The organism is Sphingomonas sp. Leaf21 (assembly GCF_916858675.1).
Taxonomy (GTDB): Bacteria; Pseudomonadota; Alphaproteobacteria; order Sphingomonadales; family Sphingomonadaceae; genus Sphingomonas.
This window is the reverse complement of sequence record NZ_CAKASM010000014.1, coordinates 21,687-45,090: the sequence shown is the minus strand read 5'-3', so window position 1 is coordinate 45,090 and position 23,404 is coordinate 21,687. Positions and strand designations below refer to the sequence as shown.

General features: G+C 68.7%; 25 protein-coding genes and 1 tRNA gene. 8 read left to right on the top strand and 18 right to left on the bottom strand.

Annotated features, from left to right (window positions below):
• Positions 1 to 102: 102 nt before the first annotated feature.
• Genes LRP66_RS11970 through ftsE form a run of 4 tightly spaced genes read right to left on the bottom strand, consistent with a single transcriptional unit; the run spans position 103 to position 2,970 of the window.
• Positions 103 to 798, bottom strand: coding sequence for a lysophospholipid acyltransferase family protein (locus tag LRP66_RS11970; RefSeq protein ID WP_230482824.1), 696 nt, complete (start codon positions 796 to 798; stop codon positions 103 to 105).
• Positions 795 to 1,331, bottom strand: a complete 537-nt coding sequence (locus LRP66_RS11965) for a YdcF family protein (protein WP_230482863.1) — start codon at positions 1,329 to 1,331, stop codon at positions 795 to 797. The genes LRP66_RS11970 and LRP66_RS11965 overlap by 4 nt, the downstream gene beginning before the upstream one ends.
• Positions 1,328 to 2,227, bottom strand: a complete 900-nt coding sequence (locus LRP66_RS11960) for a cell division protein FtsX (protein WP_230482823.1) — start codon at positions 2,225 to 2,227, stop codon at positions 1,328 to 1,330. Before LRP66_RS11960 ends, LRP66_RS11965 begins: the two co-directional genes overlap by 4 nt.
• Positions 2,224 to 2,970, bottom strand: coding sequence for a cell division ATP-binding protein FtsE (ftsE, locus tag LRP66_RS11955; RefSeq protein WP_230482822.1), 747 nt, complete (start codon positions 2,968 to 2,970; stop codon positions 2,224 to 2,226). Before ftsE ends, LRP66_RS11960 begins: the two co-directional genes overlap by 4 nt.
• Positions 2,971 to 3,114: 144 nt before the next feature.
• Between ftsE and LRP66_RS11950 the strand changes: the two genes are divergently transcribed.
• Positions 3,115 to 3,840: a zinc-ribbon domain-containing protein gene (locus tag LRP66_RS11950; protein WP_230482821.1), complete on the top strand. Its 726-nt coding sequence runs from the start codon at positions 3,115 to 3,117 to the stop codon at positions 3,838 to 3,840.
• 60 nt (positions 3,841 to 3,900) lie between these two features.
• Here LRP66_RS11950 and LRP66_RS11945 read toward each other — a convergent pair whose 3' ends face one another.
• On the bottom strand, positions 3,901 to 5,256 hold the full coding sequence (locus LRP66_RS11945) for an MATE family efflux transporter (RefSeq protein ID WP_230482820.1): 1,356 nt from the start codon (positions 5,254 to 5,256) through the stop codon (positions 3,901 to 3,903).
• 150 nt (positions 5,257 to 5,406) lie between these two features.
• Between LRP66_RS11945 and LRP66_RS11940 the strand changes: the two genes are divergently transcribed.
• A tRNA-Leu gene (locus LRP66_RS11940) sits at positions 5,407 to 5,493 on the top strand.
• Between the two features lie 303 nt (positions 5,494 to 5,796).
• On the opposite strand, the gene LRP66_RS11935 is transcribed toward LRP66_RS11940, so the two are convergent.
• Entirely contained in the window at positions 5,797 to 6,387 is a 591-nt protein-coding gene (locus LRP66_RS11935; protein ID WP_230482819.1) for a PilZ domain-containing protein, read from the bottom strand.
• A gap of 187 nt (positions 6,388 to 6,574) precedes the next feature.
• Between LRP66_RS11935 and LRP66_RS11930 the strand changes: the two genes are divergently transcribed.
• On the top strand, positions 6,575 to 8,794 hold the full coding sequence (locus LRP66_RS11930; protein WP_230482818.1) for a transglycosylase domain-containing protein: 2,220 nt from the start codon (positions 6,575 to 6,577) through the stop codon (positions 8,792 to 8,794).
• On the opposite strand, the gene LRP66_RS11925 is transcribed toward LRP66_RS11930, so the two are convergent.
• Genes LRP66_RS11925 through LRP66_RS11915 form a run of 3 tightly spaced genes read right to left on the bottom strand, consistent with a single transcriptional unit; the run spans position 8,770 to position 10,453 of the window.
• Positions 8,770 to 9,438 (bottom strand): M48 family metallopeptidase, encoded by a 669-nt coding sequence (locus LRP66_RS11925; protein ID WP_230482817.1) that lies wholly within the window; start codon positions 9,436 to 9,438, stop codon positions 8,770 to 8,772. The genes LRP66_RS11930 and LRP66_RS11925 overlap by 25 nt on opposite strands.
• On the bottom strand, positions 9,435 to 9,863 hold the full coding sequence (locus LRP66_RS11920; protein WP_230482816.1) for a YcgN family cysteine cluster protein: 429 nt from the start codon (positions 9,861 to 9,863) through the stop codon (positions 9,435 to 9,437). The genes LRP66_RS11925 and LRP66_RS11920 overlap by 4 nt, the downstream gene beginning before the upstream one ends.
• Positions 9,863 to 10,453 carry an SCO family protein gene (locus LRP66_RS11915; RefSeq protein WP_230482815.1) on the bottom strand — a complete coding sequence of 197 codons (591 nt, stop codon included), beginning with the start codon at positions 10,451 to 10,453 and terminating at the stop codon, positions 9,863 to 9,865. Before LRP66_RS11915 ends, LRP66_RS11920 begins: the two co-directional genes overlap by 1 nt.
• Positions 10,454 to 10,522: 69 nt before the next feature.
• Between LRP66_RS11915 and LRP66_RS11910 the strand changes: the two genes are divergently transcribed.
• Complete coding sequence (locus tag LRP66_RS11910) at positions 10,523 to 11,122, top strand: ankyrin repeat domain-containing protein (protein WP_230482814.1); 600 nt, start codon at positions 10,523 to 10,525, stop codon at positions 11,120 to 11,122.
• An 83-nt stretch (positions 11,123 to 11,205) separates the two neighbouring features.
• On the opposite strand, the gene LRP66_RS11905 is transcribed toward LRP66_RS11910, so the two are convergent.
• From LRP66_RS11905 to rpmI, 3 genes are all read right to left on the bottom strand, one after another.
• Complete coding sequence (locus tag LRP66_RS11905) at positions 11,206 to 11,610, bottom strand: DUF1489 family protein (RefSeq protein WP_230482813.1); 405 nt, start codon at positions 11,608 to 11,610, stop codon at positions 11,206 to 11,208.
• 140 nt (positions 11,611 to 11,750) lie between these two features.
• Positions 11,751 to 12,116 (bottom strand): 50S ribosomal protein L20, encoded by a 366-nt coding sequence (rplT, locus tag LRP66_RS11900; RefSeq protein WP_230482812.1) that lies wholly within the window; start codon positions 12,114 to 12,116, stop codon positions 11,751 to 11,753.
• A 21-nt stretch (positions 12,117 to 12,137) separates the two neighbouring features.
• Entirely contained in the window at positions 12,138 to 12,341 is a 204-nt protein-coding gene (gene rpmI, locus LRP66_RS11895; protein ID WP_007406658.1) for a 50S ribosomal protein L35, read from the bottom strand.
• Between the two features lie 187 nt (positions 12,342 to 12,528).
• Between rpmI and LRP66_RS11890 the strand changes: the two genes are divergently transcribed.
• Complete coding sequence (locus tag LRP66_RS11890; protein WP_230482811.1) at positions 12,529 to 14,646, top strand: AsmA family protein; 2,118 nt, start codon at positions 12,529 to 12,531, stop codon at positions 14,644 to 14,646.
• Positions 14,647 to 14,780: 134 nt separating this feature from the next.
• Here LRP66_RS11890 and LRP66_RS11885 read toward each other — a convergent pair whose 3' ends face one another.
• A complete protein-coding gene (locus tag LRP66_RS11885; protein ID WP_230482810.1) occupies positions 14,781 to 15,602 on the bottom strand; it encodes an inositol monophosphatase family protein in 822 nt (273 codons plus the stop codon).
• A 95-nt stretch (positions 15,603 to 15,697) separates the two neighbouring features.
• On the opposite strand from LRP66_RS11885, the gene LRP66_RS11880 reads away from it, so the two are divergent.
• Positions 15,698 to 16,234: a peroxiredoxin gene (locus LRP66_RS11880; RefSeq protein ID WP_230482809.1), complete on the top strand. Its 537-nt coding sequence runs from the start codon at positions 15,698 to 15,700 to the stop codon at positions 16,232 to 16,234.
• A gap of 61 nt (positions 16,235 to 16,295) precedes the next feature.
• Positions 16,296 to 17,333 carry a GGDEF domain-containing protein gene (locus LRP66_RS11875; RefSeq protein WP_230482808.1) on the top strand — a complete coding sequence of 346 codons (1,038 nt, stop codon included), beginning with the start codon at positions 16,296 to 16,298 and terminating at the stop codon, positions 17,331 to 17,333.
• A gap of 358 nt (positions 17,334 to 17,691) precedes the next feature.
• Here LRP66_RS11875 and LRP66_RS11870 read toward each other — a convergent pair whose 3' ends face one another.
• Both LRP66_RS11870 and LRP66_RS11865 read right to left on the bottom strand, forming a co-directional pair.
• Positions 17,692 to 18,312 carry a YbhB/YbcL family Raf kinase inhibitor-like protein gene (locus LRP66_RS11870; protein WP_230482807.1) on the bottom strand — a complete coding sequence of 207 codons (621 nt, stop codon included), beginning with the start codon at positions 18,310 to 18,312 and terminating at the stop codon, positions 17,692 to 17,694.
• Positions 18,313 to 18,323: 11 nt separating this feature from the next.
• Positions 18,324 to 19,364 (bottom strand): DUF1176 domain-containing protein, encoded by a 1,041-nt coding sequence (locus LRP66_RS11865; RefSeq protein ID WP_230482806.1) that lies wholly within the window; start codon positions 19,362 to 19,364, stop codon positions 18,324 to 18,326.
• A 77-nt stretch (positions 19,365 to 19,441) separates the two neighbouring features.
• On the opposite strand from LRP66_RS11865, the gene LRP66_RS11860 reads away from it, so the two are divergent.
• Positions 19,442 to 20,311 carry a 3-hydroxyacyl-CoA dehydrogenase NAD-binding domain-containing protein gene (locus LRP66_RS11860; protein ID WP_230482805.1) on the top strand — a complete coding sequence of 290 codons (870 nt, stop codon included), beginning with the start codon at positions 19,442 to 19,444 and terminating at the stop codon, positions 20,309 to 20,311.
• A 51-nt stretch (positions 20,312 to 20,362) separates the two neighbouring features.
• On the opposite strand, the gene LRP66_RS11855 is transcribed toward LRP66_RS11860, so the two are convergent.
• The 3 genes from LRP66_RS11855 to LRP66_RS11845 form a co-directional block, all read right to left on the bottom strand.
• Complete coding sequence (locus LRP66_RS11855) at positions 20,363 to 21,676, bottom strand: carbohydrate porin (protein WP_230482804.1); 1,314 nt, start codon at positions 21,674 to 21,676, stop codon at positions 20,363 to 20,365.
• A gap of 16 nt (positions 21,677 to 21,692) precedes the next feature.
• Positions 21,693 to 21,839: a hypothetical protein gene (locus LRP66_RS11850; protein ID WP_230482803.1), complete on the bottom strand. Its 147-nt coding sequence runs from the start codon at positions 21,837 to 21,839 to the stop codon at positions 21,693 to 21,695.
• 258 nt (positions 21,840 to 22,097) lie between these two features.
• Complete coding sequence (locus tag LRP66_RS11845) at positions 22,098 to 23,357, bottom strand: NupC/NupG family nucleoside CNT transporter (RefSeq protein WP_230482802.1); 1,260 nt, start codon at positions 23,355 to 23,357, stop codon at positions 22,098 to 22,100.
• Between the last annotated feature and the right edge of the window lie 47 nt (positions 23,358 to 23,404).

Genomic DNA, 23,404 nt, shown 5'->3' with positions numbered 1-23,404 from the left:
GGGGACCGCCTGGCGCAGCCGGGTGGTGGAGGGGCAGCGCCACAGGCGACGTCCCCAGCGGCACACCCCCTCCACCACCGCTTCGCGGCGGTCCCCCTCCCCTTACAGGGGAGGATTTTGCTCCAGCGCATTCATCGCGGCGTGAACCCGCGCCTCCGCCTCCGCGCGCGGCAGGCCCGGCGGGATCACCTCGCCGAAGCGAAGCGTGACCACCCCCGGCCGCTTCAGGCCCTTTCGCGGCCAGACCAGCCCCGAATCGGTCGCGACCGGCACCACCGGCAGGTTCAGCATCCGATAAAGCCCCGCGAAGCCGGGCTTCAGCGGCGGCATCTCGCCGGGTTTGACCCGCGTGCCTTCGGGAAAGATCATGATCGCGCGGCCCTGTTTCACCGCGACCTGGGCATCGCGCATCATCCCGCGCATAGCCTTCGCCGACGCCGAACGGTCGACGACGATCGCGCCATATTTGCGCACCGCCCAGCCCCAGAGCGGGATGTTGGCCAGTTCACGCTTCAGCACCATGGCGGGAGCGCCCAGGATGCGTTGCAGCTCCATCGTCTCGAACATCGCCTGATGCTTGGCGGGGTAAAGCGCGGGCGTCGTCGGCCGCGTCCCTTCGACCCGGACGCGGATGCCCAGGATCCAGCGGGTGCAGATCCGGTGGAAGCGCGTCCAGCTCGTCGCCCAATGGACCACCGCGCGCCGCCCCCCGACCGCGATCAGCGGCGACAGCAGCGCCATCACCGCCGACACCGGATAGAAGATCGCCACGAACATGATGTTGCGAAACAGGATCACGCCCCCACTCCCGTCCAAAGCGCGATCCGGCGCAGGATCAGCTTGTTATATTCGTTGACCAGCGTCCCGATCCGCGGGTCGGACGGAACCCCGTCGCCCAGCACCAGCACGTCGCGTCCCAATGCGGCGGTCAGTTCCATGCGCGCGCGCGGCAGATGCCAGTCGGAGGTGACCAGCCGCACGGTGCGATAGCCGTGCTGCCGTACCCAATTGGCCGTCTCCTCGGCGTTGGAGCGGGTGTCGACCGCCTCCGCGCCCAGGTCGATGCAACAGGCGAACAGCTTGGGCGACGTCCTGTAGGTTCGCGCCAGGTCGATCGGCCGTACGCCCGGCGCGACGCCGGTGACCAGCATCCGCTTGGCCTGATGCGCCTGGAGCAGGGCGATGCCGCGATCGATCCGCCCCGGTCCGCCGGTCGGGACCACGATCGCATCGGTGGTATTGTGCTCCAGCGGATGCGGCAGGGTCAGCATGAACGCCGCGAACCCCAGGCTCCAGACGAGCGCGACCAGGCCGAACAGCCGCAGCATCAGAGCATCCGCCGCATCTGCGCGAGCACCGCCAGTCGCGCCGCGACCACGGCCAGCGCGACGAAGGCGAAGGGCAGCGCGATCATCAGCGCGACATCCCCCGCCCCCAATTGCATCCCGCTCAGCAATTCCGAATCGAGGGCGCCGACCTGTCGCGCGACGAATGCGATCAGGACGCCCGCGACCAGGCTGCCGCCCGCCGCGCCGATACCGGCATCGAGCGCGATCCGCCGCTGGAACAGCCGGGCGACCTGCCGGTCGGTGGCGCCCAGCATGTGGATGACCTCGATCGTCGCGCGGTGCGCCTCCAGCCCGGCGCGCGCCGCCAGCATGACCACCGCCGTCGTCGCCCCCAGCATCAGCAGGATGATCGCCCCCGCCAGCCAGGCGGCGGTGTCGAGCAGCCGCCCGACCGGACCCAGCCAGGTCGCATGTGCATCGACGCGCGCCGCCGGGCTGGCACGCGCCACCGCCGCGCCGACGCGCGCGACGGTGGCCGCTTCGTCGGTCTTCAGGTCGACGTCGATCAGCGCGGGCACCGGCAGCCCGGCGGCGGCCGCATCCGCGCCCAGCCAGGGTTGCAACATGCGCGCGAGATCGGCCTGCGGCACCGGGGTCGCGCGGGCGACGTCGGGCAGGCCGCGCAGCACCGCCAGCACGCGCGCCGCCGCCGCGTCGCGGCGCTGCGCCTCGCCCTCGACGATCTGGACGGTCAGCCGCCCCGCCATCTGCCGATCGAGCGCCCCCGCCGCGCGCGCCGTGCCCAGTCCCGCCGCGCCCGCCAACAGCGTCAGGAACAGCATGATCGCGATCACCCAGCTCATGACGTGCGCGCCACCGACATCGTCGAGCGCCCGCGCCTCCGCTCCCGTCGCGCGTGGCTTGCCCCCCCGCGTCACAGCCCGCTCCGCACGATGGTCGAGGGACGCGGCTCCATCGGCGCCGACGCGGGGGGCAGGGTGGGATCGGGCAGATCGGGATCGACCAGCCGCCCATGGTCGAGGTGCAAATGGTACGCGCCGGGCACCCGGTCGATCAGATGCCAGTCATGCGTCGCCATCACCACCGTCGTACCCAGCCGGTGGAGCGACTGGAAGAGATGGAGCAGCCGCTCCGCCATCACCGGATCGACATTGCCGGTCGGCTCGTCGGCGACCAGCAGTTCGGGGCGCGCGATCACCGCGCGGGCGATCGCCACCCGCTGTTGCTCGCCGCCCGACAGCGTCGCGGGCCGCGCGCCTGCGCGCTCGGACAGGCCGATCCACGCCAGCATCTCGCGCACCGCCCGTGCGATCTCCGATTCGGCCATCCCGGCGACACGCAGCGGCAGCGCCATGTTGTCCGCCGCCGACAGATGCGGGATCAGGCGGAAATCCTGGAACACCACCCCGATCCTCCGCCGGAATCCGGGCAGGCGGTCGCGCGGCAGGATCACCGCATCCTCACCAAATAGCCGGATGATTCCCCGACTGGGACGCTGCGACAGATATAAAAGGCGCAGCAGCGACGTCTTGCCCGCGCCACTGGCCCCGGTCAGGAAATAGAATTGCCCCGAGCGCAGCGTAAAGCTGACGTCGCACAGGGTTTCCTCGCCCGCGCCGTAGCGCAGGCCGACATTTTCGAACTGGACGATGTTCGCCATGCTTGCAGGGCCTTGGCATGGCCCGCCCCGCGCTTCAAGCTTGCCACGCATATGGGCGGCGTGCTTACTGGACCTGTGGGGGGACATGAAGCCGATGGCCCGTCCGTCCGCCGCTCCGTCCTGTCCGTTGAAGTGCCCGCCCGCATGATCCTCGAATGCCCCGAGTGCCGCACCCGCTATCTGGTGCCCGACAGCGCGATCGGGCCAGAGGGTCGGACCGTGCGCTGCGCCAATTGCCGCCACAGCTGGTTCCAGTCCCCGCCCGAACCCGAATTGCCGTTGCCGCCGGTGGCGATGGCCGCCCCCGACGGCGCGTCGCCGGACGGCGGGGTCGAGGCGTCGGCCCCGCCGCCGGTCATCGTGCCGCCCCCCGCCCCGCCGATCCTGTCGCAGGACCAGGCCGGGTTCGACGCCTTCGCCCACCGCGCTCCCTTTCGCGCGCGTCGCAACCCGGTGCGTCGCTGGACGATCGGCGCGGTCGCGGCGGGGCTGTTGATGCTGATCGCGACGGCGGCGATCCTGTGGACGGGTATGCCGGGGATCGGCGGCTGGCTCGGCCTGGGCAGCACCGAGTCCGCGCTCGAACTCCGCTCCAACCCGATCGAGCGGCGCGAGCTGGAGAACGGGTCGGAACTGTTCGCCATTTCGGGCCAGATCATCAATCCCTCCTCGAATCAGCAGCGCGTGCCCGACCTTCGCGCCGAGCTGAAGGATGCCCAGGGCCGCGTCGTCTTCTCCTGGGCGATCGCGCCGCAGCAACGGACGCTGGGCCCCGGCGCGTCGATCGATTTCAACTCGGCCAAGCTCGACGTGCCGCCCAGCTCCAAGCGGCTGGACCTGAGCTTCGCGGGCGAGGGCGGCGGGAACTGACGGACAGGGGCGGGGAAATCCCGCCAGGCCCCTCTCGCTCCGTTCACGTCGAAGGCCACGCTACCCCCGCAGCCGCCGCGCGACGATCCCGAACCGCGCACCGTGGAGCAGCGCGGCGACGAGCATCCCCGCGCCCGAGGCCATGGCGAGCCCCTGCGCGCCCCATCCCTGCTCGACCAGCCACCAGCCCGCGCCGCCGGTGACGACGAAATAGGCGATGATGCTGTTGATCCCCGCCGCGACCTGATCGCCCAGCGAGCGCAAGGCATAGACCAGCACCACCTGCACCCCGTCGAACAGGATGAAGGGCAGCCAGATCATCAGCATCGCGACCGCAGCCACATGCGCTTCGGGCTGGGCGGGGAACAGCCGGACTACCGGCCCGGCCCCGGCGAGAAGCACGAGGCTGCACGTCCCCATCGCCAGCGCGGCGAGCGCGACCGCCAGCAGCGTGCGCGGCACGGCGGCGCTCGCCATGCCCTCGCCCACCGCGTTGCCCGCGCGCACCCCCGCCGCCGAGCCCAGGCCCAGCGCCAGTGCGAAGGTGACGTTGTGGATCGAGAAGACGATCTGGAAACCATGCGCGGTCGCATCGCCCAGCCGGGTCGACAGCGCGATCAGGATCGCAAACCCCGCCAGCTCCAGCCCCGAAGCGATGGCGGGGACCAGCCCGAATCGCGCCAGGCCCCAGGCACCGGCCAGAGTCGGCTTCCAGGCGGCGCGGTCGAGCCGCCGCACGCCGCGCAATCCGCCGCGCGGCAATGTCGTCGCGCTCGCCACCATCGCCACCGCGCCTAGCGCCGAGGCGATGACGGTGGCCCAGGCGGCACCCACCGCCCCCAGCGCGGGAAGCCCCATCTCGCCGCCAGCCAGCCCCCATGCAAGCAACGCGTTGATCGGCAGGATCGACAGGTTGACCATCGTCACCCGTCGCGGGCGGCTGATCCCCTCCAGGAAGAAGCTGGCGGCGACGAGCACGAGCTGGAAGGGATAGCCCAGCGCCATCACCGCGACCACGCGCGCGCCCGGCTCGACCAACGACGGGGTCACCCCGATCGCGCGCAACAGGAACGCGCCGCCCAGCCCCAGGATCAGCATCGCCGCGACCCCCAGCATCGCCCCCAGGACCAGCCCGTCGCGCAGCGCCTGCCCCGTTTCGGGCAGGTCCCCCGCCCCATCGGCGCGCGCGGCGCGGACGAGCACGCCCGACAGCCAGGACAGGCCGGTGACGATCGCGACATAGGTCAGCGATCGACTGGCGGAGAGCGCGGCGACCTCATGCTCGCCGACACGGCCCACCACGACGACATCGGTGACGTGCAGGATGGTCCAGTTGAGGCCGGTCAGCACCACCGGCCAGGCAAGCCCGAGCAGTCGGCGCGTCTCGGCCCGGTCGGGGCGAAGATGGGACGTCATGCGCTCCTCCTAGGCGGGATGCCCGGCCCGGGATAGCCATTCGCCCGGTGATGACGGACGATGCTCACGAAAGGCATTGCGCTGCCCGGATCGCTTTGCTAGGGGCACCCGCCTACCAGCCCTCCGGCTTGCCGGTGGTGACTATCGAGTGCGGTCGTGGCGGAATTGGTAGACGCGCAACGTTGAGGTCGTTGTGGCCGAAAGGCCGTGGAAGTTCGAGTCTTCTCGACCGCACCAGATATTTTCGGACATCGCTGACAAGGGACACTGGCCCAGCCAGCGATGGTCCCGGCGAGGGCGCGGGCAAACCGTCATTTCGAGATCCTTCACCCCCTCGCCCCTCTTCGAGGGGGAGAGGGTTGCGCAGACTTGGTCTTTGCGTAGCAAAGGCCCAGTCGGAGCTGGGTGAAGGGTGCTGCGCTCGCTGAGCGAGCGCGCGAGCCTTCGGCTCGCCCAACCCCTCACCCAGGCTATGCTAGCCAGCGAGTTGGCAAGCTCCGCCAACCCTCTCCCCTGTCCGGGGGCGAGGGTGGTGACAGATCACCGCGCCGCGACGATCGCGGCGAGGGTGTCGAGCGGCAGGGGGGAAACGAAGCGGAAGCCGAACCGGCCGTCCTTCACCCAGCAGATCGTGCCGAACAGCGACGTGTTCATCGGCCGGATGACGACATGCCCGGTCAGGCCCGGCCGGACCGTGTCGTCGCCGCGCAGCTTGGCGCCCCCCGCCGAGACGTCGAGCAGCTCGCTGGGGAACTTCCGGTCTCCCAGCCGCACCTCCGCCGACAGCGTCACCGGGAAGCGTGGCGGGCGCGGGATCGTGCCGTCCTCATTCTCCGACGAGAAGATGCGCTCATAGGGTTGCAGCGTGTCGAACTGCACGCCGGCCTTCTGGCCACGCACCCAGCGCACGGTGCCGGGAATGGGCGGCAGGCCGCGCACCTCGATACAGATGGCGTCGCCGACTGTCGGGACCGCGACGAATCGCGCCATCAGGCCGCTGCTCGAAATATTATGGACGAGGCAGACGCCGGGCGCGTCGCCGCAGACCTTGCCCAGCAGGAGGACCGCCGAATGCCGCTGGCCCGTCCGACGTTCCGCCGACGCGCTTTGCTGCTGTTCGACCTGTTCCATCCCTGTCCTTTCCGCCACTTACGCCCCCAGACGGAAGTAGGCGTTGCTCCTTTACTAGCGCATCCCCTCTAAAAAATTAACAACTTTGCGCTGCTTGCGCGATCTTTGGTTCATCGCCCCGAAACCCGCGCTCGGGCATCGCCCGCTTGTGGTCATGTTCAAAGCCCTGTAATTCGCGATCCGTCCCATGCCTCGCGCGTCGTCTTCCCGGTCACCCCGGCCCCGCTCCTCCAAGCCCCGCTCTCCCTGGCGGCGCCGGATCGTCGTAACCCTTCAGATCCTGATCGGCCTGGCCGTGCTGGCCGTCGGCGCGCTGGCGGTCGCGGTGTTCGTCGCCAAGTCGCAGCTGCCGAGCTTCGAGGAATTGAAGTCCTCGCCCAACGGCCAGATGATCCGCGTCCATGCCGCCGACGGCACGGTGATCGTCTCGCTCGGGCCGAGCTATGGCGAGTGGCTGCCCTATGACCGTATTCCGGTCGTCATGCGCGACGCCACCGTCGCGGTCGAGGATCGCCGGTTCCGCCAGCATCCCGGCGTCGATCCGATCGGCATCGCCCGCTCGGTCGAGGTACGCCTTGAAAAAGGGCGCTGGAAACAGGGTGGCTCGACCATCACCCAGCAGATCACGCGCACCATTTTCCTGAACAATCAAAAGAAGTTCGGGCGCAAGATCCGCGAGGCGATCCTGGCGCTGGCGATGGAGCTCAAATTCTCCAAGGACCAGATCCTCGAACTCTATCTGAACAAGGTCTATTATGGCGGCGGCGCCTATGGCATCGACGCCGCGAGCCGCAAATTCTTCGGCCATGGCGCCGATCATCTGAGCCTGTCCGAGGCGGCGGTGATCGCCGGACTGGTCAAGGCGCCGTCCAACTATTCGCCGACCGCCGATGCCGAGGCCGCGGTGGGTCGTGCGGGCGTGGTCATCAACCAGATGGAGCGAAACGGCTTCATCACCGCCGCCCAGGCCGCCGACGCCGATCCGCAAGGATTGAAGCTCGCGCCCGAACCCAAGCAGAATTCGGTCCGCTATTTCACCGACTGGGCGCTGCCCCAGCTTGACATGCTGATCGACGAGCAGAGCGCGCCGCTGGACGTGTGGACCACGCTCGATCTGACCATGCAGCGTGCCGCCGATTCGGCGATCCGCGCCGACGCGCCAGAGGGCACGCAGGGCGCGCTGGTCAGCCTGGACCGCGACGGTGCGGTACGGGCGATGGTCGGGGGCAAGGATTACGTCTCCACCAACTATAACCGCGCGGTGACGGCGGTCCGCCAGCCCGGCTCGGCGTTCAAGCTGTTCGTCTATCTCGCCGCGCTGGAGGCGGGGCACAAGCCCGAGGACCAGGTGGTCGACGAACCCGTCACCATCGACGGCTGGTCCCCGCGCAACGATTCGCGCCGCAATTCGGGCAGCGTCTCGCTGCGCACCGCCTTCGCCTATTCGCTCAACACCGTGGCGGCGAAGCTGGGCCAGGAGGTCGGGTTCCAGACGGTCGCCGACATGGCGCGCCGCTTCGGCATCACCACGCCGGTCAACACCCATCCCTCGATGGTGCTGGGCACGTCGGAGGTGCGGGTGATCGACATGACCAGCGCCTTCGCCAGCGTCGCCAACAAGGGGGTGAAGGTCACCCCCTATGGCATCACCAAGGTCGTCGCCAACGGCCAGACCATCTACACGCACGAGGTGGATCGTAGCCATGTGCTGGTCGCGCCCTTCGTCGCCGCCGAGATGACCGACCTGCTCCAGACCGCGGTCAACACCGGCACCGGCCGCGCCGCGCAGATCGGTCGTCCGGTCGCGGGCAAGACGGGCACGACCAGCAGCTCGAAGGACGGCTGGTTCCTGGGCTTCTCCAGCGGGATCACCACCGGCGTCTGGATGGGCCGCGACAACGGCAAGCCGGTGGCGGGGCTGCACGGCGGCACCGCGCCCGCCAAGGCATTCGCCGACTATATGCGCATCGCCACCGCGAACCGCCCGATCGAGCAGTTCGACACCCAGGTCACCCTGCCCGAATGGCAGCTCGAACCCGATGAGGAGAGCTATTTCGGCCAGCCCGACAATGGCTTCGCCGGGGTCGACGCCGACGGCAATCCCCTGCCCCAGCCGCTTCCGGGCGAGGCGCAGGAGGGTGACGAGACGATGGAGATTCCGACCCGTCGCGATCCCGCCGCGCCGGTGCCCCTGCAGCAGCCCTTGCCGCCGGGCGCGGCGGTGCCGTCACAGCCCTCCGGCCAGGCGCCAGCGCAGAACCCCGTTCCGCAACAGCGGCTGGATCAGGCATGGATCGACCGCGTGACCGGGCGCGGCAATGGCGGTGCGCCGCGCGATGGCCGGGCCAACCCCACCCCGCCGCGCGGCGCACCGCGTGATCGTCAGGACGATCGTCCGTACCAGTGAAGCCCCGCGCCGTGCCGCCGCAGCCATGCGGTGGCCGGTGCCGGATCGCTGCCCAGCAGCTCGGCGACCAGCGCGTGAAAGACCGGCGCGTGGTTCATATGCACACGGTGCGCGACCTCGTGCGCGACGGTGGCGCGGCGGACATGATCCGGCGCCAGGATCAGTCGCCAACTATAGCGGATCGCACCGGTCGAGGCGCAGCTCCCCCAGCGCGCCTTGGGATCGGCGACGCTGACCTTGGTCACGGTCACCCCCGCCGCCCGTGCGACCTCCGCCGTCTCGCGCGCCAGCACCTCCAGCGCCTGGCGCTTCAGCCAGGTCTCGACCCGGCGGCCGAGCGTCTCGATCGGGCCCGAGGCACACAGGCGATCCCCCTCGCGCTGGATGACGCGGGCCCGCCCCTCCCGCCATTCGAGCGTCAATAGCGCGTCGCCGAACGGAATCGCCGCGCCGGGAACGAAGGGGCGCGGTTGCGGCAGGCGGGCGCGTTGCTCGGCGATCCAGTCCTTCTTGTCTTCGGCCCAGGCCAGTGCGGATTTGAGCCCGGCGCGGCGCGGAACGATCAATCGCGCCGTCCCGGTGGCGGGATCGACGCTGAGGCGGATGGTCTTGGCGGTCGGGTGACGAACGACCTCGTCGATCACAGGATGCGGTCCACGATATGGTTCTCGAAATCCCCGGCATCATCCTCGCTGATCGTCCAGCCGCGTACCGACTGCCCGGCGCGGTGGACGGCATCACGGTCGCCCGAGATCAGATAATGCCATTCGGGCAAGGGCTCGTTCGCCGCGCGCAGCCGATAGGCGCAGGTCGTCGGCAGCCAGTCGATCGACCGGACATTGCCCATGGTCAGCCGCACGCACTCGCTGACATAGGCGCGGCGGTGGCGATAGTTGGAGCATTGCCCGCTGCGCCGGTCGAGCAGGCGACAGGCGACGTTGGTCGCGACCAGTTCGCCCGTCTCCTCGTCCTCCAGCTTGTGGATGCAGCATTTGCCGCAGCCATCGCACAGCGCCTCCCATTGCGCGCGGTCGAGGCTTTCGATCGGCTTTTCCCAGAAACGCTCCATCAGCGCACCCATTGCGCGAGCGTGTCGGCGACCGCCTTGGGCCCTTCGTCCGTCGGCACCAGCGCCATCGGCTTGCCATCGGGGTCCATCAGATAGACCTGGCGGCTATGGTTCACCAGATAGCCGCCGCCGGGCGACGGATCGCCCTTTTGCGACCAGACGGCATAGGCCTTCTTCGCCGCGTCGATCTGTGCCTGGGTGCCGGTCAGCCCGATGAAGCGCGGATGGAAGGTCGTGGCGAAGCGGCCCACCACCTCGCGCGTGTCGCGCGCCGGATCGACGGTGACGAAGATCGGCACGATCCGCGCCGCCCGGGCCGCATCGCTCGCCTCGAAAAGCTTCAGCCCCGCGCCGATCGCCTGCATGTCGGTCGGACAGACATCGGGGCAGAAGGTATAGCCGAAATACATGACCCGGTAGCGCCCGGCGAAGTCGCGATCGGTGACGGTCCGGCCATCGGCGGCGGTCAGGCGGAACGGACCGCCGATCGTCGCCCCCGCCAGCGGCGGCTGCGCCTCGGGCTGGGAGGAACCGCAACCGGCCAGCGCGATGGCCAGCGGCAGCAGGGCGGACAGATATAATCGGGTCATGACGACGACAGCCTTGCTGTGATAAATCGCCGGTTGCAAGACATGCTCCACTGCTCAGGATCACCTTTCATGCCCCTTCGCCCCCTGCTCGCCGCTGCGCTTCTCGGCGTCATCGCCATGCCCGCATCGGCGCAGATGATGCAGTCGGAAAGCTACAAGTTCCTCCAGGCCGTCCGGGACGCCAAGGGTAACGACGTCACCAATATGCTCGACCGTCCGGGGGCCAGCATCATCAACACCCGCGACGTGACCAGCGGCGAGGGCGCGCTGCACATCGTCATCAAGCGTGGCGACGAGACCTATCTGCGCTTCCTGCTCCAGAAGGGTGCCGACCCCAATCTGCGCGACGGGCGCGGCAATACCCCGTTGCTGCTCGCGGTCGGTGGCGGCCAGCTCGAGATGATCCGCATCCTGACAGCGGCCAAGGCCAATCCCAATATCGGCAACGCCTCGGGCGAGACCCCGCTGATCCGCGCGGTGCAGCGCCACGATATCAGCATGGTTCGCGAGCTGCTCGCCGCGGGTGCCGATCCCGACCAGGCCGACAATGTCGCCGGGCTGACCGCGCGCGAATATGCCTCGCAGGATGCGCGCAACACCGCGATCGCCAAGCTGTTCGTCGACACCCCGAAAAAGACCCGCGCAGCGGTGGCCGGGCCGAAACTCTGACCCGACACTCCTCCCCGAGCTTCGCTTGGGGAGGGTGACCATCGCGCCAGCGACGGTGGAGGGGCCGCGCCACCCGGCCCGCTTTAGATCAACCCCAACTCCACCAGCTTCCCGACCAGTACCGGCGGCATCCCCTCGATTCCCGTCGCGGCACCTCTCAGGTCGGGCGGCGCGTCCGCCGCCTCCAGATAGCGCCAGCCCTGATGCGCGCGGCGGGGCAGCGCCTGGACCAGCACCAGCGCCGGATCGATATGGATCGCACAGCGCCCCCCTTCCGCCTCACCGAACGACAGGATCGGCGAGCGCGCGACGAGCTGATGCTTGAGGATCCAGAACAGCGAGCCCTGCCCCGCCACGTCCTCATGCCGCTTGGGCAGATAGCGCGTCGTCAGAAAGACCGGCCCGTCCTGCGCCCGCATCTTCAGCCGTTCCGCCAGGTGGTCGATACTGGTCGCACCGAACGCGACCTTGGTCAGATGAAGCGCCATGTCGCTGGGGCATGTGGGGGCGGTGAGAGGCGAAGGCTAGAGCCGGATGAACGCGCCACCGAAAACCAAAGGAAAAGGGCGCCGGTGGTATCCCACCGACGCCCTTTTCCGATTTCCGGCGCTTAACCGTCAGTCGCTGTTCAAGCGGCCTGCGGCAGTGCGGCCTTCGCCTGCGCGATGATCGCCTTGAAGGCTTCACCCTCGTGCATCGCGATGTCGGCCAGGACCTTCCGGTCCAGTTCGACGCCCGCCAGCTTCAGGCCGTGCATGAACTGCGAATAGGTCAGGCCCTCGGCCCGGACACCGGCGTTGATGCGCTGGATCCACAGACCACGGAAGGTCCGCTTCTTAACCTTGCGGTCGCGATACGCATATTGACCGGCCTTTTCGACGGCCTGGCGCGCGATGCGGATGGTGTTCTTGCGACGGCCATAATAGCCCTTCGCCTGTTCCAAAATCCGCTTATGCTTCGCCTTGGTGGTCGTGCCCCGCTTGACGCGTGCCATATCTTTCTACCCTTCCAGAAATCAGTTCAGGCCGTAAGGCGCCCAGGCCTTCACGGTCTTGGTGTCGGCATCGGACAGGACCGAGGTGCCGCGGTTCTGGCGGATATACTTGCCGTTATGGCTGATCAGGCGGTGGCGCTTGCCGGCCACACCGTGCTTGAGCTTGCCGGTCGCGGTGAGCTTGAAGCGCTTCTTGACGCCGCTCTTGGTCTTGAGCTTGGGCATTTTTTTCCTTTCGCTTTGAGCAAGGCAGAAACGGCCGCGGCAGCCCTGATGGCCGGGCCGTTCGTGACACCTCGCTCGGGAAGCGCGCCGCTTAGCCCAAGCGGCGAGGGATTGCAACCGACTCGCCCCCCGCCCCCACGGACGCCGCAAAGGGAACCCTCGCCCCGCTGGCGCGCTTGGGGTTGCCATGGATCAGGTGCCCGCGGATGACATCCCCGCCAGCCCGACCGTCGCCCGCGCCGGGTGGCGGCGCTGGGCGTTGCGGATCGTCCTCGGGCTTCTCCTCGTCATCGCGGCGATCTGGCTGGTGCTGTTCGTCACCAAGGGACGCTTCCTCCGCCACCCCTTCGAATCGATCGTGGGCAAGCTGACCCACCGGAGGGTGAGCGTCGGCGGCGACTTCCAGCTCTATTTCGCGCCTTGGCGGATCAAGTTCGTCGCCGAGAAGATCGCCATCTCCAATCCCGACTGGGCGACCAGGCCGAACCTGTTCACCGCCGACCGGATCGATTCGCGGATCGCGCCGCTGTCGCTGCTGTTCGGCAAGCGCCGCTTCACCTGGCTGGCGCTGACGAACGGCGCGGTCGATCTGGAATGGACCTCCGACCACCGCACCAATAGCTGGACGTTCAGCGAGAAGAAGGGCGGCAAGCCGCTGGAGTTCCCGCGAATCGACACCGCCGTGGTGACCGGCACGACGGTGCGCTATCGCGATCCCCGGTTGCGCGTGACGGCCGAGCTGGCGCTCGACGACTTCCGGTCGCAGGATGCGCGGATCGGGCGCGCGGTGGGAGTGCGCGGCAAGGGCCTGCTTCGCGGCACGCCCTTCGTCGTGAACGCGCAGCTGCTGTCCCCCGACGCCACCGCCAATCGCGGCAAGAACGAACTGCTCGCCCGGATGCGGACGGCGGGGAATGTGATCGATGTGGCGGGCACACTGCCCTCGATCGCCGCGATCGAGAACGTCCCCTTGCAGACCCGCGCCCGCGGCAAGGACCTGTCGACGCTGCTGGAGGTGATCGGCGTCGTCATCCCGCGCACCCGCACCTATGACATCCACGCGCAACTGGTGAAGGATGGTGAGGTCTATCGCTTCACGAGGATGAAGGGGACGTTCGGCGACAGCGACCTGACCGGCAAGCTGACCGTGACCAACGGCAAGCGGCTGCATCTCGATTCGACGCTCGCCACCGACAAGCTCGACATCGTCGATGCCGCGCCGTTCATCGGCTACAACCCCGACATCGTCGCGACCCAGGGCGCACAGGCCGCCGCCGCCGCGACGGGCGCGGGGTCGCAGCGGCTGCTGCCCGACGCCGCGCTGCCGGTGGCGACGATGCAGCGGTTCGACGCGAACCTGAAATGGACGATCCGCACGGTGCGGTCGCGGCGGGTGCCGATCTCCGACGTGGACCTGACGCTGGCACTCGATCGCGGCAAGCTGACCCTGTCGCCGCTCAACTTCGCGATGGCGCGGGGCAATGTCTCGTCGGACGTGCTGTTCGATACGCGCGAGCGGCCGAGCCTCGTCCGCTACGACATCCGCCTGGCGCCGACCGCGCTCGGCCGGTTGCTGGCGGGCTGGGGCGTGGCGGAGGCGGGGACGACCGGCACCGTGAAGGGCCGCATCCAGTTGACCGGGCGCGGCGACACGATCCACGATTCGCTGGCGACATCGAACGGGCGCATGGCCTTCATCCTGCCCGCCGGTTCGCTATGGACGCGCAACGCGCAGCTCGCCGAGCTCGATATCGGCACCTTCGTCCAGAAGATGTTCGAAAAGGAACTGAAGGAACCGGTTCGGATCAATTGCGGGTTGATCGCCTTTACCGTGCGCGGCGGCGTGGCGGCGGCGGACCCGATCCTGATCGACACGACCAAGAATGTCGTGACGGGACGCGGCGGGTTCAGCTTCCGCAACGAGGCGCTCGACATGGCGATCCGTGCCGATGCCAAGACCTTCAGCCTGTTTTCGGGCCAGTCGCCGGTCGGCATCACCGGCACCTTCGCCAAGCCGGGGATCGATCCGATCAGCGGCGACCTGCTCGCGCGGGCGGGGGCGGGCCTGGGGCTGGCGGTGGTGGCGACGCCGCTGGCGGGGATCCTGGCCTTTGTCGATGTCGGCGATGCCAAGGCGGCGGCGTGCGGCCCGGTCCTGTCCGGCGCGCGCGCGGCGGCGCAGCGCACCACCAAGGGCAAGCCGCGCGACGATGTCGGGCGCGGCACCACCGCCAAGGACGAAAAGGGCCGCGGCAATCCCGGCGAGGTCAAGTCGCAGCGCAAGAAGTTCCTGGGCATATTCTGACCGCACGCCGGCTCGTGCCTGACCAAAATCCATCCGCGCGCCTGACACCATCTCGGCAAGCGCCGGGGCGGCAGCTGTTTTTGGACCGTGCGCCGATTTTCGCGGAGGAGTCCGTACAGGGGAGGACGGACCGATCAATGCTCGTGATCGTGATGTCCGTCCGGCACGTTGCGCAGCGCCTCCAGCACCTCTTCCGTCCGTGCGGGGTCGCCGATCGCCAGGACATGACCCGCGCTGTCGGCGGTCAGCGGGTCGCCGTTCCAGTCGCACATGCGACCGCCCGCCCCCTCCACCACCGGCACCAGCGCGGCGAAGTCGTGCAGCTTCAGGCCCGATTCGCACACGATGTCGATATGACCGCTCGCCAGCAGTCCGTAATTATAGCAGTCCCCGCCATAGACCGGTCCCTGGCGCGGACTGTTGCCGCTGATCGCCGCCACCAGCGCCATATAGTGCGGCACGTCGTCATCCTCGAACAGATGCGGGCTGGTCGTCGCGATCGTGGCCCCCGCCAGCTCGGGACAGGCGCGGGTGCGCGCGGGCTGGCCGTTGAACAGGGTCGGGCGGCCCGTGACTCCCAGCCAGCGCTCGCCCGCGATCGGCTGGTCGATGATGCCCAGCACCGGCCAGCCATTGTCGACCAGCGCGATCAGCGTGCCGAAGATCGGCCGCCCGACGGTAAAACTGCGTGTCCCGTCGATCGGATCGAGCACCCACTGCCGCCCGGTCACGCCCGCTTTGACGCCATATTCCTCGCCATGGATGCCGTCGCCCGAGCGCTCCGCCTCCAGGATGCGGCGCATCGCCGCCTCCGCCTCTCGATCGGCGATGGTGACCGGCGAGCGGTCCTCCTTGATCTCAAGCCCCATCTCGCGGCGAAAATAGGGGCGGATGGCGGCACCGGCGGCGTCGGCCAGCTTCAGTGCCAGGTCGATATCGGCAGAATGTACGGACATGGGGCATTTGGATAAGCCAGCTTGGATGCATCAGCAATGGACGCCACCGACGCGACACGGTAGGTTTAATCTAAGGTTATATGAGAGGTGGAGTGATGCGCGTAACGCTGGGCGTTCTGTTGGCGATGGCGGCGGCGGTTCCGGCTGCGGCGGCGCTGCGTCCGGGGGCGACCGCGCCCGACTTCACCACGCGCGGCGCGGTGGCGGGCAAGGTCTTCACGCTCAACCTCAAGGACCAGCTGCGCCACGGCCCGGTCGTGCTCTATTTCTTCCCCGCCGCCTTCACCAGCGGTTGCAGCGCGGAGGCGCGCGCCTTTGCCGAGAAGATCGACGCGTTCAAGGCGGCCGGTGCGCGGGTGATCGGCATGTCCGCCGATCCGGTCGACAAGCTCGCCGCCTTCTCCAAGGCCGAATGCGCGGGCAAGTTCCCGGTGGCGAGCGCGGGTCCGGCGATCGTCAAGGAATATGACGTCGCGCTGGGTCGCCAGCTCGAGGGCCGCGACATCACCTCGCGCACCAGCTACGTCATCGGCCGCGACGGCAAGATCGCCTTCGTCCATGACGACATGAACCCGGCCGAGCATGTCGCCGCCACCCTGGCGGCGGTGCGCGACCTCAGCACCCGCCGCTAAGACTGGGTGACGGGGGCGTCCGATGTCTTTGGGGGGTTATGTGGAAGCGAACGGGCGTAGCGTGACGCGCGCGCCCGACGACCTGTATCGTGAGATCGGTCGATTCCTGAGCGATCATCGCCTGTCGCCGGATCCGGCGCACTATGCGTTCGTGCACGCGATACTCAGCGAGCCCGACGGCGCGCTGGCGCGGGCGGCGGCGGCGTTGGTCGATGGCGGCGTGCGACTGCATCGCGACGATATCTCGCGGCTGGGCGGGCCCCAGGGCCTTTCGCAGCCCGTACCCGCTGCCGCCGCCCCGTCGCGCCCCGCCCCGACCCGGCTGGAAATCCCGCTCGCCGAGGCGCAGACCGACGCACTGGCCGAACAGACCCAGGACCAGGTCGAGGCCTTTGCCGCCGTCATCCGCGCGATCCAGGCCGATACCTCGTCCTTCGGGGTCGATCTGGCGCGCAACGCCGCGGAGTTGCAGCGCGGCGACCCGATCGGGCTGAACACGCTGGCCACCCTGACCGGTGAGATGCTGAAGCGGATTCACGCGTCCGACCATCGCCTGCAACAGGCGACCGCCGAAGCCGAGGTCCTGCGTGAGAAGCTGACCGAAGCGCGCGCGGTGGCGCGTCGCGATCCGCTGACCGGGCTGGCCAATCGGCTGGGCTTCAACGAGGCGCTGGCCCAGTGCTTCCAGGGGTCGCGATCCTGCCATCTCGCGCTTTGCGACGTCGATCGGTTCAAGCGGATCAACGACGAACAGGGTCACGGGGTCGGCGACCGGGTGCTGCTGGCGATCGGCAACATCCTGGCAGAGGAGTGCCAGGGGCATCTGGTCTGCCGTCATGGCGGCGAGGAATTCGCCATCCTGATCTCCGACCTGTCGGATGCGGAGGCGTTCGCGCTGGTCGAGCGCGCGCGCGACACGCTGCGCGGGCGGCAATTGCGGGTCCGCGAGACCGGCAAGCCGCTGGGGCCGATCACCTTCTCCGCAGGGATCACCGCCTTCCGCAGCGACGACACGCAGGAGACGCTGTTCGCGCGCGCCGACGCGCTGCTCTATCGCGCCAAGAACGAGGGCCGCGACCGCGCGTTCGCCGACACCTGATTTTTTCGCCACGACATGGCGTGAATTCCGGAACAACGTCGGCGAAATTCGCCAACATCCCGGGCGCTACATCAAAATCCGAGCAAAGTCAGTAACTTATAAAACTGGCACACTCTCTGCAAAGCTGTCGGCATCGGTCGCCAAATCGCTGGTCGACCGGAACAGCAAAGGGAGTTTCACCATGTTCACCTCGTTCCAGGCTCGCCAGATCCTTGTTTCCTTCGTCGGTGCGGTCCTCTTCGCCGGTCTCGCCATCACCAGCGCCGCGCCCATCTTCCCGATCGCCTGAGCGTGGGCGTCGCTTCGCCACGGCGCGGTCGGATCGTCGCATCCCGATAACCGACCGCCGCCGCCGCGATCAGGCCGTTGCCACCGCGCCGACCGGACCCACCGGCGCCTCCTCATCCCGCGAATAGGTGCCGGTCAGCACCCCGGCGGCCAGCACATGCCCCGCCATCGCCTCGACCAGCGCGCCACGCCCCGGCGTCGCGCCCCCGACATCGACCACGGCGTCGAGCGCGAAGAGCTGGAACACGTACCGATGCTCGCCATGCCCGCGCGGCGGATCGGGCGGCAGCCAGCCTTCGCTCAGATAGGAATTGCGTCCCACATCCCCGCCTTCGGGCGTACCAGCGCCATCCGCGACGATCGCGCCCTCGGCCAGGCTTCCGGCCCGCGGCGGCAGGTTCCAGACGATCGCATGGACCAGCGGCGACGGCGTCGGTGCGTCCGCATCCTCGACCAGCAGCGCCAGCATCGCGGTCCCGCTCGGCGGATCCACCCAGACGAGCGGCGGCGAGACGCCAGCGCCATCGGCGGTAAAACGTTCGGGCAATCGCGCCATGTCCCCGAAAGCCGGGCTGTTCAGCGACACCGCGCTGGCCGGGGCGAGTTCCTGTCGGACCACCGCGATCGATTCGACCCCGGCGCGCCAGCCGCTCATCGCCTTGCCCAGCCATGCGGGCAGATGTTCGAGCATAGTCCAGTCTCCTACCTTGCCGCGACGGTGGCGGCACGCGCCCGCCAGACGGTCAGCGTGTCGATCGCGCCGCGACATTCGGTCATGCTCGCCGCCTCCAGCAGGCGGAAGCGGGTGCCGTCCCAGCCGAATTGCTGGCGTGTGCCGCAATCGCCCAGCCCGCGGCCCTTGCTCCAGTCGGACAGCCGTCCGGCGGGGGACCATTCGCTGTTGACCAGAGTCACCCCGCCGCCCTTCTGCGAGTCGGCATCGAACGGATAGGCGAAGTCGAATTGCGCCGGGGCCAGCCGCCCGTCGCGCCAGACCAGCGGCTTGACCAGATAGTTATACGCCCCCGCACCGCAGGACATCAGGACCAGCGTCGATCGCCGGTCGAGCCGATAGGCTTCCGCGCTGACCGGGCTGCCCAGGCTGTTGCGGCAATCCAGCCGCCTGCGCATGTCGTTGATCGCGGCGGTCGGGACCGAGGGGGCCGCGCCCGGCAGTGGGGTCACCAGCTGGACGACGGGCAGCACGGGGGGCTTGCCGCGATACCGTGCCGCGCCCTTCGCGACCAGGGCGCTGCGGGTGCCCGCGCGCTTCTGGCGCGCGTCCATATAGCGGAAGGCGGCGGCCGCGCCTTTCAGCGATACCGCGACGGGCGACGGATCGAGGATCGCGGCGCGGCGGCCATTCGCCATCGCGGCGACCAGCGCATTGGCCGGCGCGCCGCGCAGCCACCCCTCCGAATCGCGGGGAAGCGGCACGGTCGCCAGGCTGCGGCCGTCGATCCGCACCGTCGCGCTGCGCGCCTTGCCGGTCATGTCCGCCACCTTGACGGCCAGCAGGCCGTCGGCGTCGCGGCGGACCAGCAGCCCGGCATCCTGCAACATGCCCTCGTCGGACGCGAGCGAGGCCGCCTCGCAGCCGCCGCCATTGTCGCAGGCGACGATCCAGTCGCGAAAGAGCTTGGGCTCGGCGGGAACCGGTGCGCCCGCCGGTGCCGCGAGCGCGGGACCGGCGGCTGGCATCGCGAGGCCGACGAGGATCGTGGAAGCGGCGATGCGAATCATGAAAGACGAACCCCTTTGCTGGCGGTGACGTTCCGAAACGGATAGGGCGACTGTCAAAGAATAAGGAGAGTGTCGCAATGAAATCCGTAGGCGTGATCGGTGCTGGTCAGATGGGCGCGGGCATCGCGCAAGTGTCGGCGGCGGCAGGCTATGCCGTCAAGCTGGCCGATGTCTCGACCGAACGGGCCGAGGCGGGCAAGGCGGGAATCGCCAAGGCGCTCGACCGGCTGGTGACCAAGGAGAAGATGACCCGCGCCGACGCCGATTCGCTGCTGTCGCGGATCGAGCCGGTGGGCAGTCTGTCGGCCATGGCCGGATGCGAGCTGGTGATCGAGGCCGCGACCGAGCGCGAGGCGATCAAGCGCGCGATCTTCGACGAGGTCGGCAAGCTGCTGTCCGACACCGCGATCCTGGCGACCAACACCTCCTCCATTCCGATCACCCGGCTGGCCCAGGCCGCGCCCGATGCGGGCCGGTTCGTCGGCGTGCATTTCTTCAATCCCGTGCCCGTCATGGGCCTGATCGAGCTGATCCGTGGCCTTGCCACCTCCGACGAGACGGTCGCCACGGTCGAGGCGTTCGCGCAGGAGCTTGGAAAGCGCGTGGTCCATGCCAATGACGCGCCGGGCTTCATCGTCAACCGCGTGCTGATGCCGATGATCAACGAGGCGATCTTCGCGCTGGGCGAAGGCGTGGCGACGATCCCCGATATCGACGCGGCGTGCCAGTTGGGGCTCAACCATCCGATGGGGCCGCTGACGCTTGCGGATTTCATCGGGCTCGACACCTGCCTGGAGATCACGCGCGTGCTGTTCGAGGGCACCGGCGATCCCAAATTCCGCCCCGCCCCGCTGCTGATCAAATATGTCGAGGCGGGATGGTACGGCCGCAAGACCAGGCGCGGCTTCTATGATTACACCGGCGCCGAACCCGTTCCGACCCGATAAATGCCCTGACGGAGGGGCCTCGCCGCAGGCGGGGATGCCCCTCCCAGGCCCTTAAAAGGCGCCGTGCACCCTGAGCGCGAACACCTCGGCCGGTCCGCGATCGCGGTTATAGCCGGGGTTCTCGATATATTGCGCATCCAGCGTCACCGCGAGCGCGCGGAACAGCGAGACGTCGTAATAGGCCTCGGCGATCGCCTCCGCGCCCGCATCGGGCAGCTTGCCGTCGCCGACCAGCACCCCCAACCCGCCCGCCGCGAGATAGCGGCGATGCTCGGGCGAGATGCCGTTGGCGACCAGCGCCAGCCCGATCCGGTCCTGCGCCCGGCCCCAGCCCTTGCCCGAGAGCGACCCGCCGATCTGCGCGGTCCGGTCGATATCGGTGAAGTCATAGGGCTCGATCGATCCGTCGCTGACCCCCACGCGCGCGAACAGGCCAAGCGTATCGGTCAGCGCCTGGTCCATGTTCACATAGCCGCCGATCCGCGTCATCCGCCGCCGGGTCAGCGACGGATCGATCGCGCCACCGGTCGCCGCGGCATAGGCGAGCGCGTCGTCGAAGCGGCTGAAGCGGCCCCTGTTCCGGAAGACCCCGACCCGCACCGATCCCGGCCGCCCGGCGACCAGATGGCGATGCTCGACCTCGGCATCGATCTGATACTGGCCGAAGCCATGCTCCAGCCTTTCGCCATTGGGGATGGTCGACAGGTTGAACAGCCCGGTCCTGAGCGTCCAGGCACCATGATACAGCTCGCCCGCGACACCGGTCGAATAGCCCCATGCATCGGCGGCATAGTCGAAGCTGCCCGTATCGACGACCGACCAGTTGAGAAAGTCGCCGCGCGGGTCATGGGCATAGGGATTGGTGTCGAACACGTCGCCCACCCCGAACTTGCCGATGGTCAGGACGATTCGGTCGACATCACGCGACCCGCCGAGCTGGTTGGCGACACCCGCCACCGTCTCTTGCGCGCCGCCCAGTCCGAATGTCTGGCGGAGGAAACCGCGTTGCAGCCGGAAATAGGGCTCCGCCTTGCCGACCTTATAGGCCTCCGCGCTCGGAAAGCCCGCCACGCCCAGCGTGTTGGAAAGGCCGAAGCCCTGGTCGATCTCGGGATTTACCCAGAGTTCCGCCCCCCGCCACGGCCGCGCGCCGATAAAGGCGGTGACGTCGGCGGTCTCCTTGAGCTGGCGCGGCGTCAGGCTGTTCGCGCCGACATAGGGCGAGGCGAAATCGCCGACGCTCTGCGCGACGAAGGTCGCCTGGCCATGGACGGCGAAGGTTTCCGGCGCGGCATCCTGCGCAAGCGCCGGGCACGCGGCAAGGAACAGGCCGCCCAGCGCGGCCCGCGACACGTTTCTGATCATCGGTCCTCCCCCTGGTTCAGGCCGAGGGCCGCTCGCGGCGAATGGCCTGCGGCCGGGTGGACGCGACGGCGCGGAGCAATCGCGCGCGCTGGAGCGGGACGCTCGCCATCACGGTGGCGAGGCTATGCGCGCGGACATGCGCGCGGAACAGGCTACGGGTCATGACAGACCTCCTTCGGGTTCGTGTGGTCGAGCCCGGCGGAGGTCGGCGAGAACGGCTCTAGCGGGCCGCCATCGGCGACCCCGTCAGGCCCGTCAGACGGTCGGCAAGAACGTGGACGCGGGTGCGTCTACTGTCCTCGTCGCCGGACAAGGGACTAGATCGGGGCATTGTGTTCCTGTTGTGTTGGTCGGCCACGCACGCGGCCGACGGGGCGCCCATAACGCGCCTGCGATCTGGATCAACCCCGAAAAGCCTGAGTCAGGCGATCAGCAGACCCGCCAGCGCCGCCGACATGAGATTGGCGAGGCTCCCCGCGACCAGGGCGCGAATGCCCAGCCGCGCGATCGTCGGACGCTGATTGGGGGCAAGGCTGCCCGTCACCGCCATCTGGATCGCGATCGAGGAGAAATTGGCGAAGCCGCACAGCGAGAAGGTGACCACCGCGATCGTGCGCGGCGAGAGCTGCGCGGTCTGCTTGCTCAGGTCGATATAGGCGACGAATTCGTTGAGCACGATCTTCTCGCCGAACAGCCCGCCCGCGATACCCGCCTCGTTCCACGGCACGTTGAGCAGCGCCATGATCGGCTGGAACACATAGCCGAGCAGCGCCTGGAAGCTGAGCCCCGGCAGGCCGACCAGATTGCCCAGCCCGCCGAGCAGCCCGTTGGCCAGCGCGACCAGCGCGACGAAGGCCAGCACCATCGCGCCGACCGCGACCGCCAGCTTCACGCCGGTCTGCGCGCCCTGCGCCGCCGCCATGATGATGTTGGCGGGCTTTTCCTCGTCATGCGTGGCCTCGGCCAGCGCGATCTTCTCGTCCTCGATCACGTCGCCCAGCGGCAACTGGCCCGCGGGCGGCTCGATCCGGTCGGGCATGATGATCTTGGCCATCAGGATGCCGCCGGGCGCCGCCATGAAGCTGGCCGCGAGCAGATATTCGATCGAGATGCCCATCGATGCATAGGCGGCCAGGATCGTCCCCGCCACGCCCGCCATGCCGCTGGTCATCACGGTGAAGAGCTGCGCCGGGGTCAGGCTCGCCAGATAGGGGCGGATGACCAGCGGCGATTCGGACTGACCGACGAAGACGTTGGCGGCGGCGCACAGCGACTCCACCTTCGACACGCCGATCACCTTCTCGATCGCGCCGCCCAGCCAGCGCACGACCAGCTGCATGATCCCCAGATAATAGAGGATCGACACCAGCGCGGCGAAGAAGATGATGACGGGCAACGCCTGGATCGCGAAGTTGCGGCCCAGCGGATCGGAGGCGAGCGCCCCGAACAGGAACTTGGTCCCCTCGTTCGCATAGCCGAGCAGCCCCGCGACCCCGCCCGACAGCCATTGCAGCACCTTCTTGCCCCAGGGCACGTAGAGCACGAGGACCGCGATCCCCGCCTGGAGCGCGAAGGCCGCGCCGACGACCCGGAGGCGGATCGCGCGCCGGTCGGTCGACAGGGCCACCGCGATGCCCAGAATGACAAGAATTCCCGCGATACCAATGGCAAAACGATTCATGCGCGCTGCTTAACTAGGCCGCTTGGGGCGGTGGTGGAAACGACGCG

What these genes read in the sequence shown, in the direction of transcription:
- LRP66_RS11890 (WP_230482811.1), top strand. Translation starts at nt 12,529, where the DNA reads ATGGATCAGGTGCCCGCGGATGACATCCCCGCCAGCCCGACCGTCGCC.
- LRP66_RS11845 (WP_230482802.1), bottom strand. Translation starts at nt 23,357, where the DNA reads ATGAATCGTTTTGCCATTGGTATCGCGGGAATTCTTGTCATTCTGGGC.
- LRP66_RS11935 (WP_230482819.1), bottom strand. Translation starts at nt 6,387, where the DNA reads ATGGAACAGGTCGAACAGCAGCAAAGCGCGTCGGCGGAACGTCGGACG.
- LRP66_RS11885 (WP_230482810.1), bottom strand. Translation starts at nt 15,602, where the DNA reads ATGTCCGTACATTCTGCCGATATCGACCTGGCACTGAAGCTGGCCGAC.
- LRP66_RS11910 (WP_230482814.1), top strand. Translation starts at nt 10,523, where the DNA reads ATGCCCCTTCGCCCCCTGCTCGCCGCTGCGCTTCTCGGCGTCATCGCC.
- rpmI (WP_007406658.1), bottom strand. Translation starts at nt 12,341, where the DNA reads ATGCCCAAGCTCAAGACCAAGAGCGGCGTCAAGAAGCGCTTCAAGCTC.
- LRP66_RS11850 (WP_230482803.1), bottom strand. Translation starts at nt 21,839, where the DNA reads ATGACCCGTAGCCTGTTCCGCGCGCATGTCCGCGCGCATAGCCTCGCC.
- LRP66_RS11945 (WP_230482820.1), bottom strand. Translation starts at nt 5,256, where the DNA reads ATGACGTCCCATCTTCGCCCCGACCGGGCCGAGACGCGCCGACTGCTC.
- ftsE (WP_230482822.1), bottom strand. Translation starts at nt 2,970, where the DNA reads ATGGCGAACATCGTCCAGTTCGAAAATGTCGGCCTGCGCTACGGCGCG.
- LRP66_RS11855 (WP_230482804.1), bottom strand. Translation starts at nt 21,676, where the DNA reads ATGATCAGAAACGTGTCGCGGGCCGCGCTGGGCGGCCTGTTCCTTGCC.
- LRP66_RS11930 (WP_230482818.1), top strand. Translation starts at nt 6,575, where the DNA reads ATGCCTCGCGCGTCGTCTTCCCGGTCACCCCGGCCCCGCTCCTCCAAG.
- LRP66_RS11950 (WP_230482821.1), top strand. Translation starts at nt 3,115, where the DNA reads ATGATCCTCGAATGCCCCGAGTGCCGCACCCGCTATCTGGTGCCCGAC.
- LRP66_RS11860 (WP_230482805.1), top strand. Translation starts at nt 19,442, where the DNA reads ATGAAATCCGTAGGCGTGATCGGTGCTGGTCAGATGGGCGCGGGCATC.
- LRP66_RS11920 (WP_230482816.1), bottom strand. Translation starts at nt 9,863, where the DNA reads ATGGAGCGTTTCTGGGAAAAGCCGATCGAAAGCCTCGACCGCGCGCAA.
- rplT (WP_230482812.1), bottom strand. Translation starts at nt 12,116, where the DNA reads ATGGCACGCGTCAAGCGGGGCACGACCACCAAGGCGAAGCATAAGCGG.
- LRP66_RS11865 (WP_230482806.1), bottom strand. Translation starts at nt 19,364, where the DNA reads ATGATTCGCATCGCCGCTTCCACGATCCTCGTCGGCCTCGCGATGCCA.
- LRP66_RS11915 (WP_230482815.1), bottom strand. Translation starts at nt 10,453, where the DNA reads ATGACCCGATTATATCTGTCCGCCCTGCTGCCGCTGGCCATCGCGCTG.
- LRP66_RS11880 (WP_230482809.1), top strand. Translation starts at nt 15,698, where the DNA reads ATGCGCGTAACGCTGGGCGTTCTGTTGGCGATGGCGGCGGCGGTTCCG.
- LRP66_RS11905 (WP_230482813.1), bottom strand. Translation starts at nt 11,610, where the DNA reads ATGGCGCTTCATCTGACCAAGGTCGCGTTCGGTGCGACCAGTATCGAC.
- LRP66_RS11870 (WP_230482807.1), bottom strand. Translation starts at nt 18,312, where the DNA reads ATGCTCGAACATCTGCCCGCATGGCTGGGCAAGGCGATGAGCGGCTGG.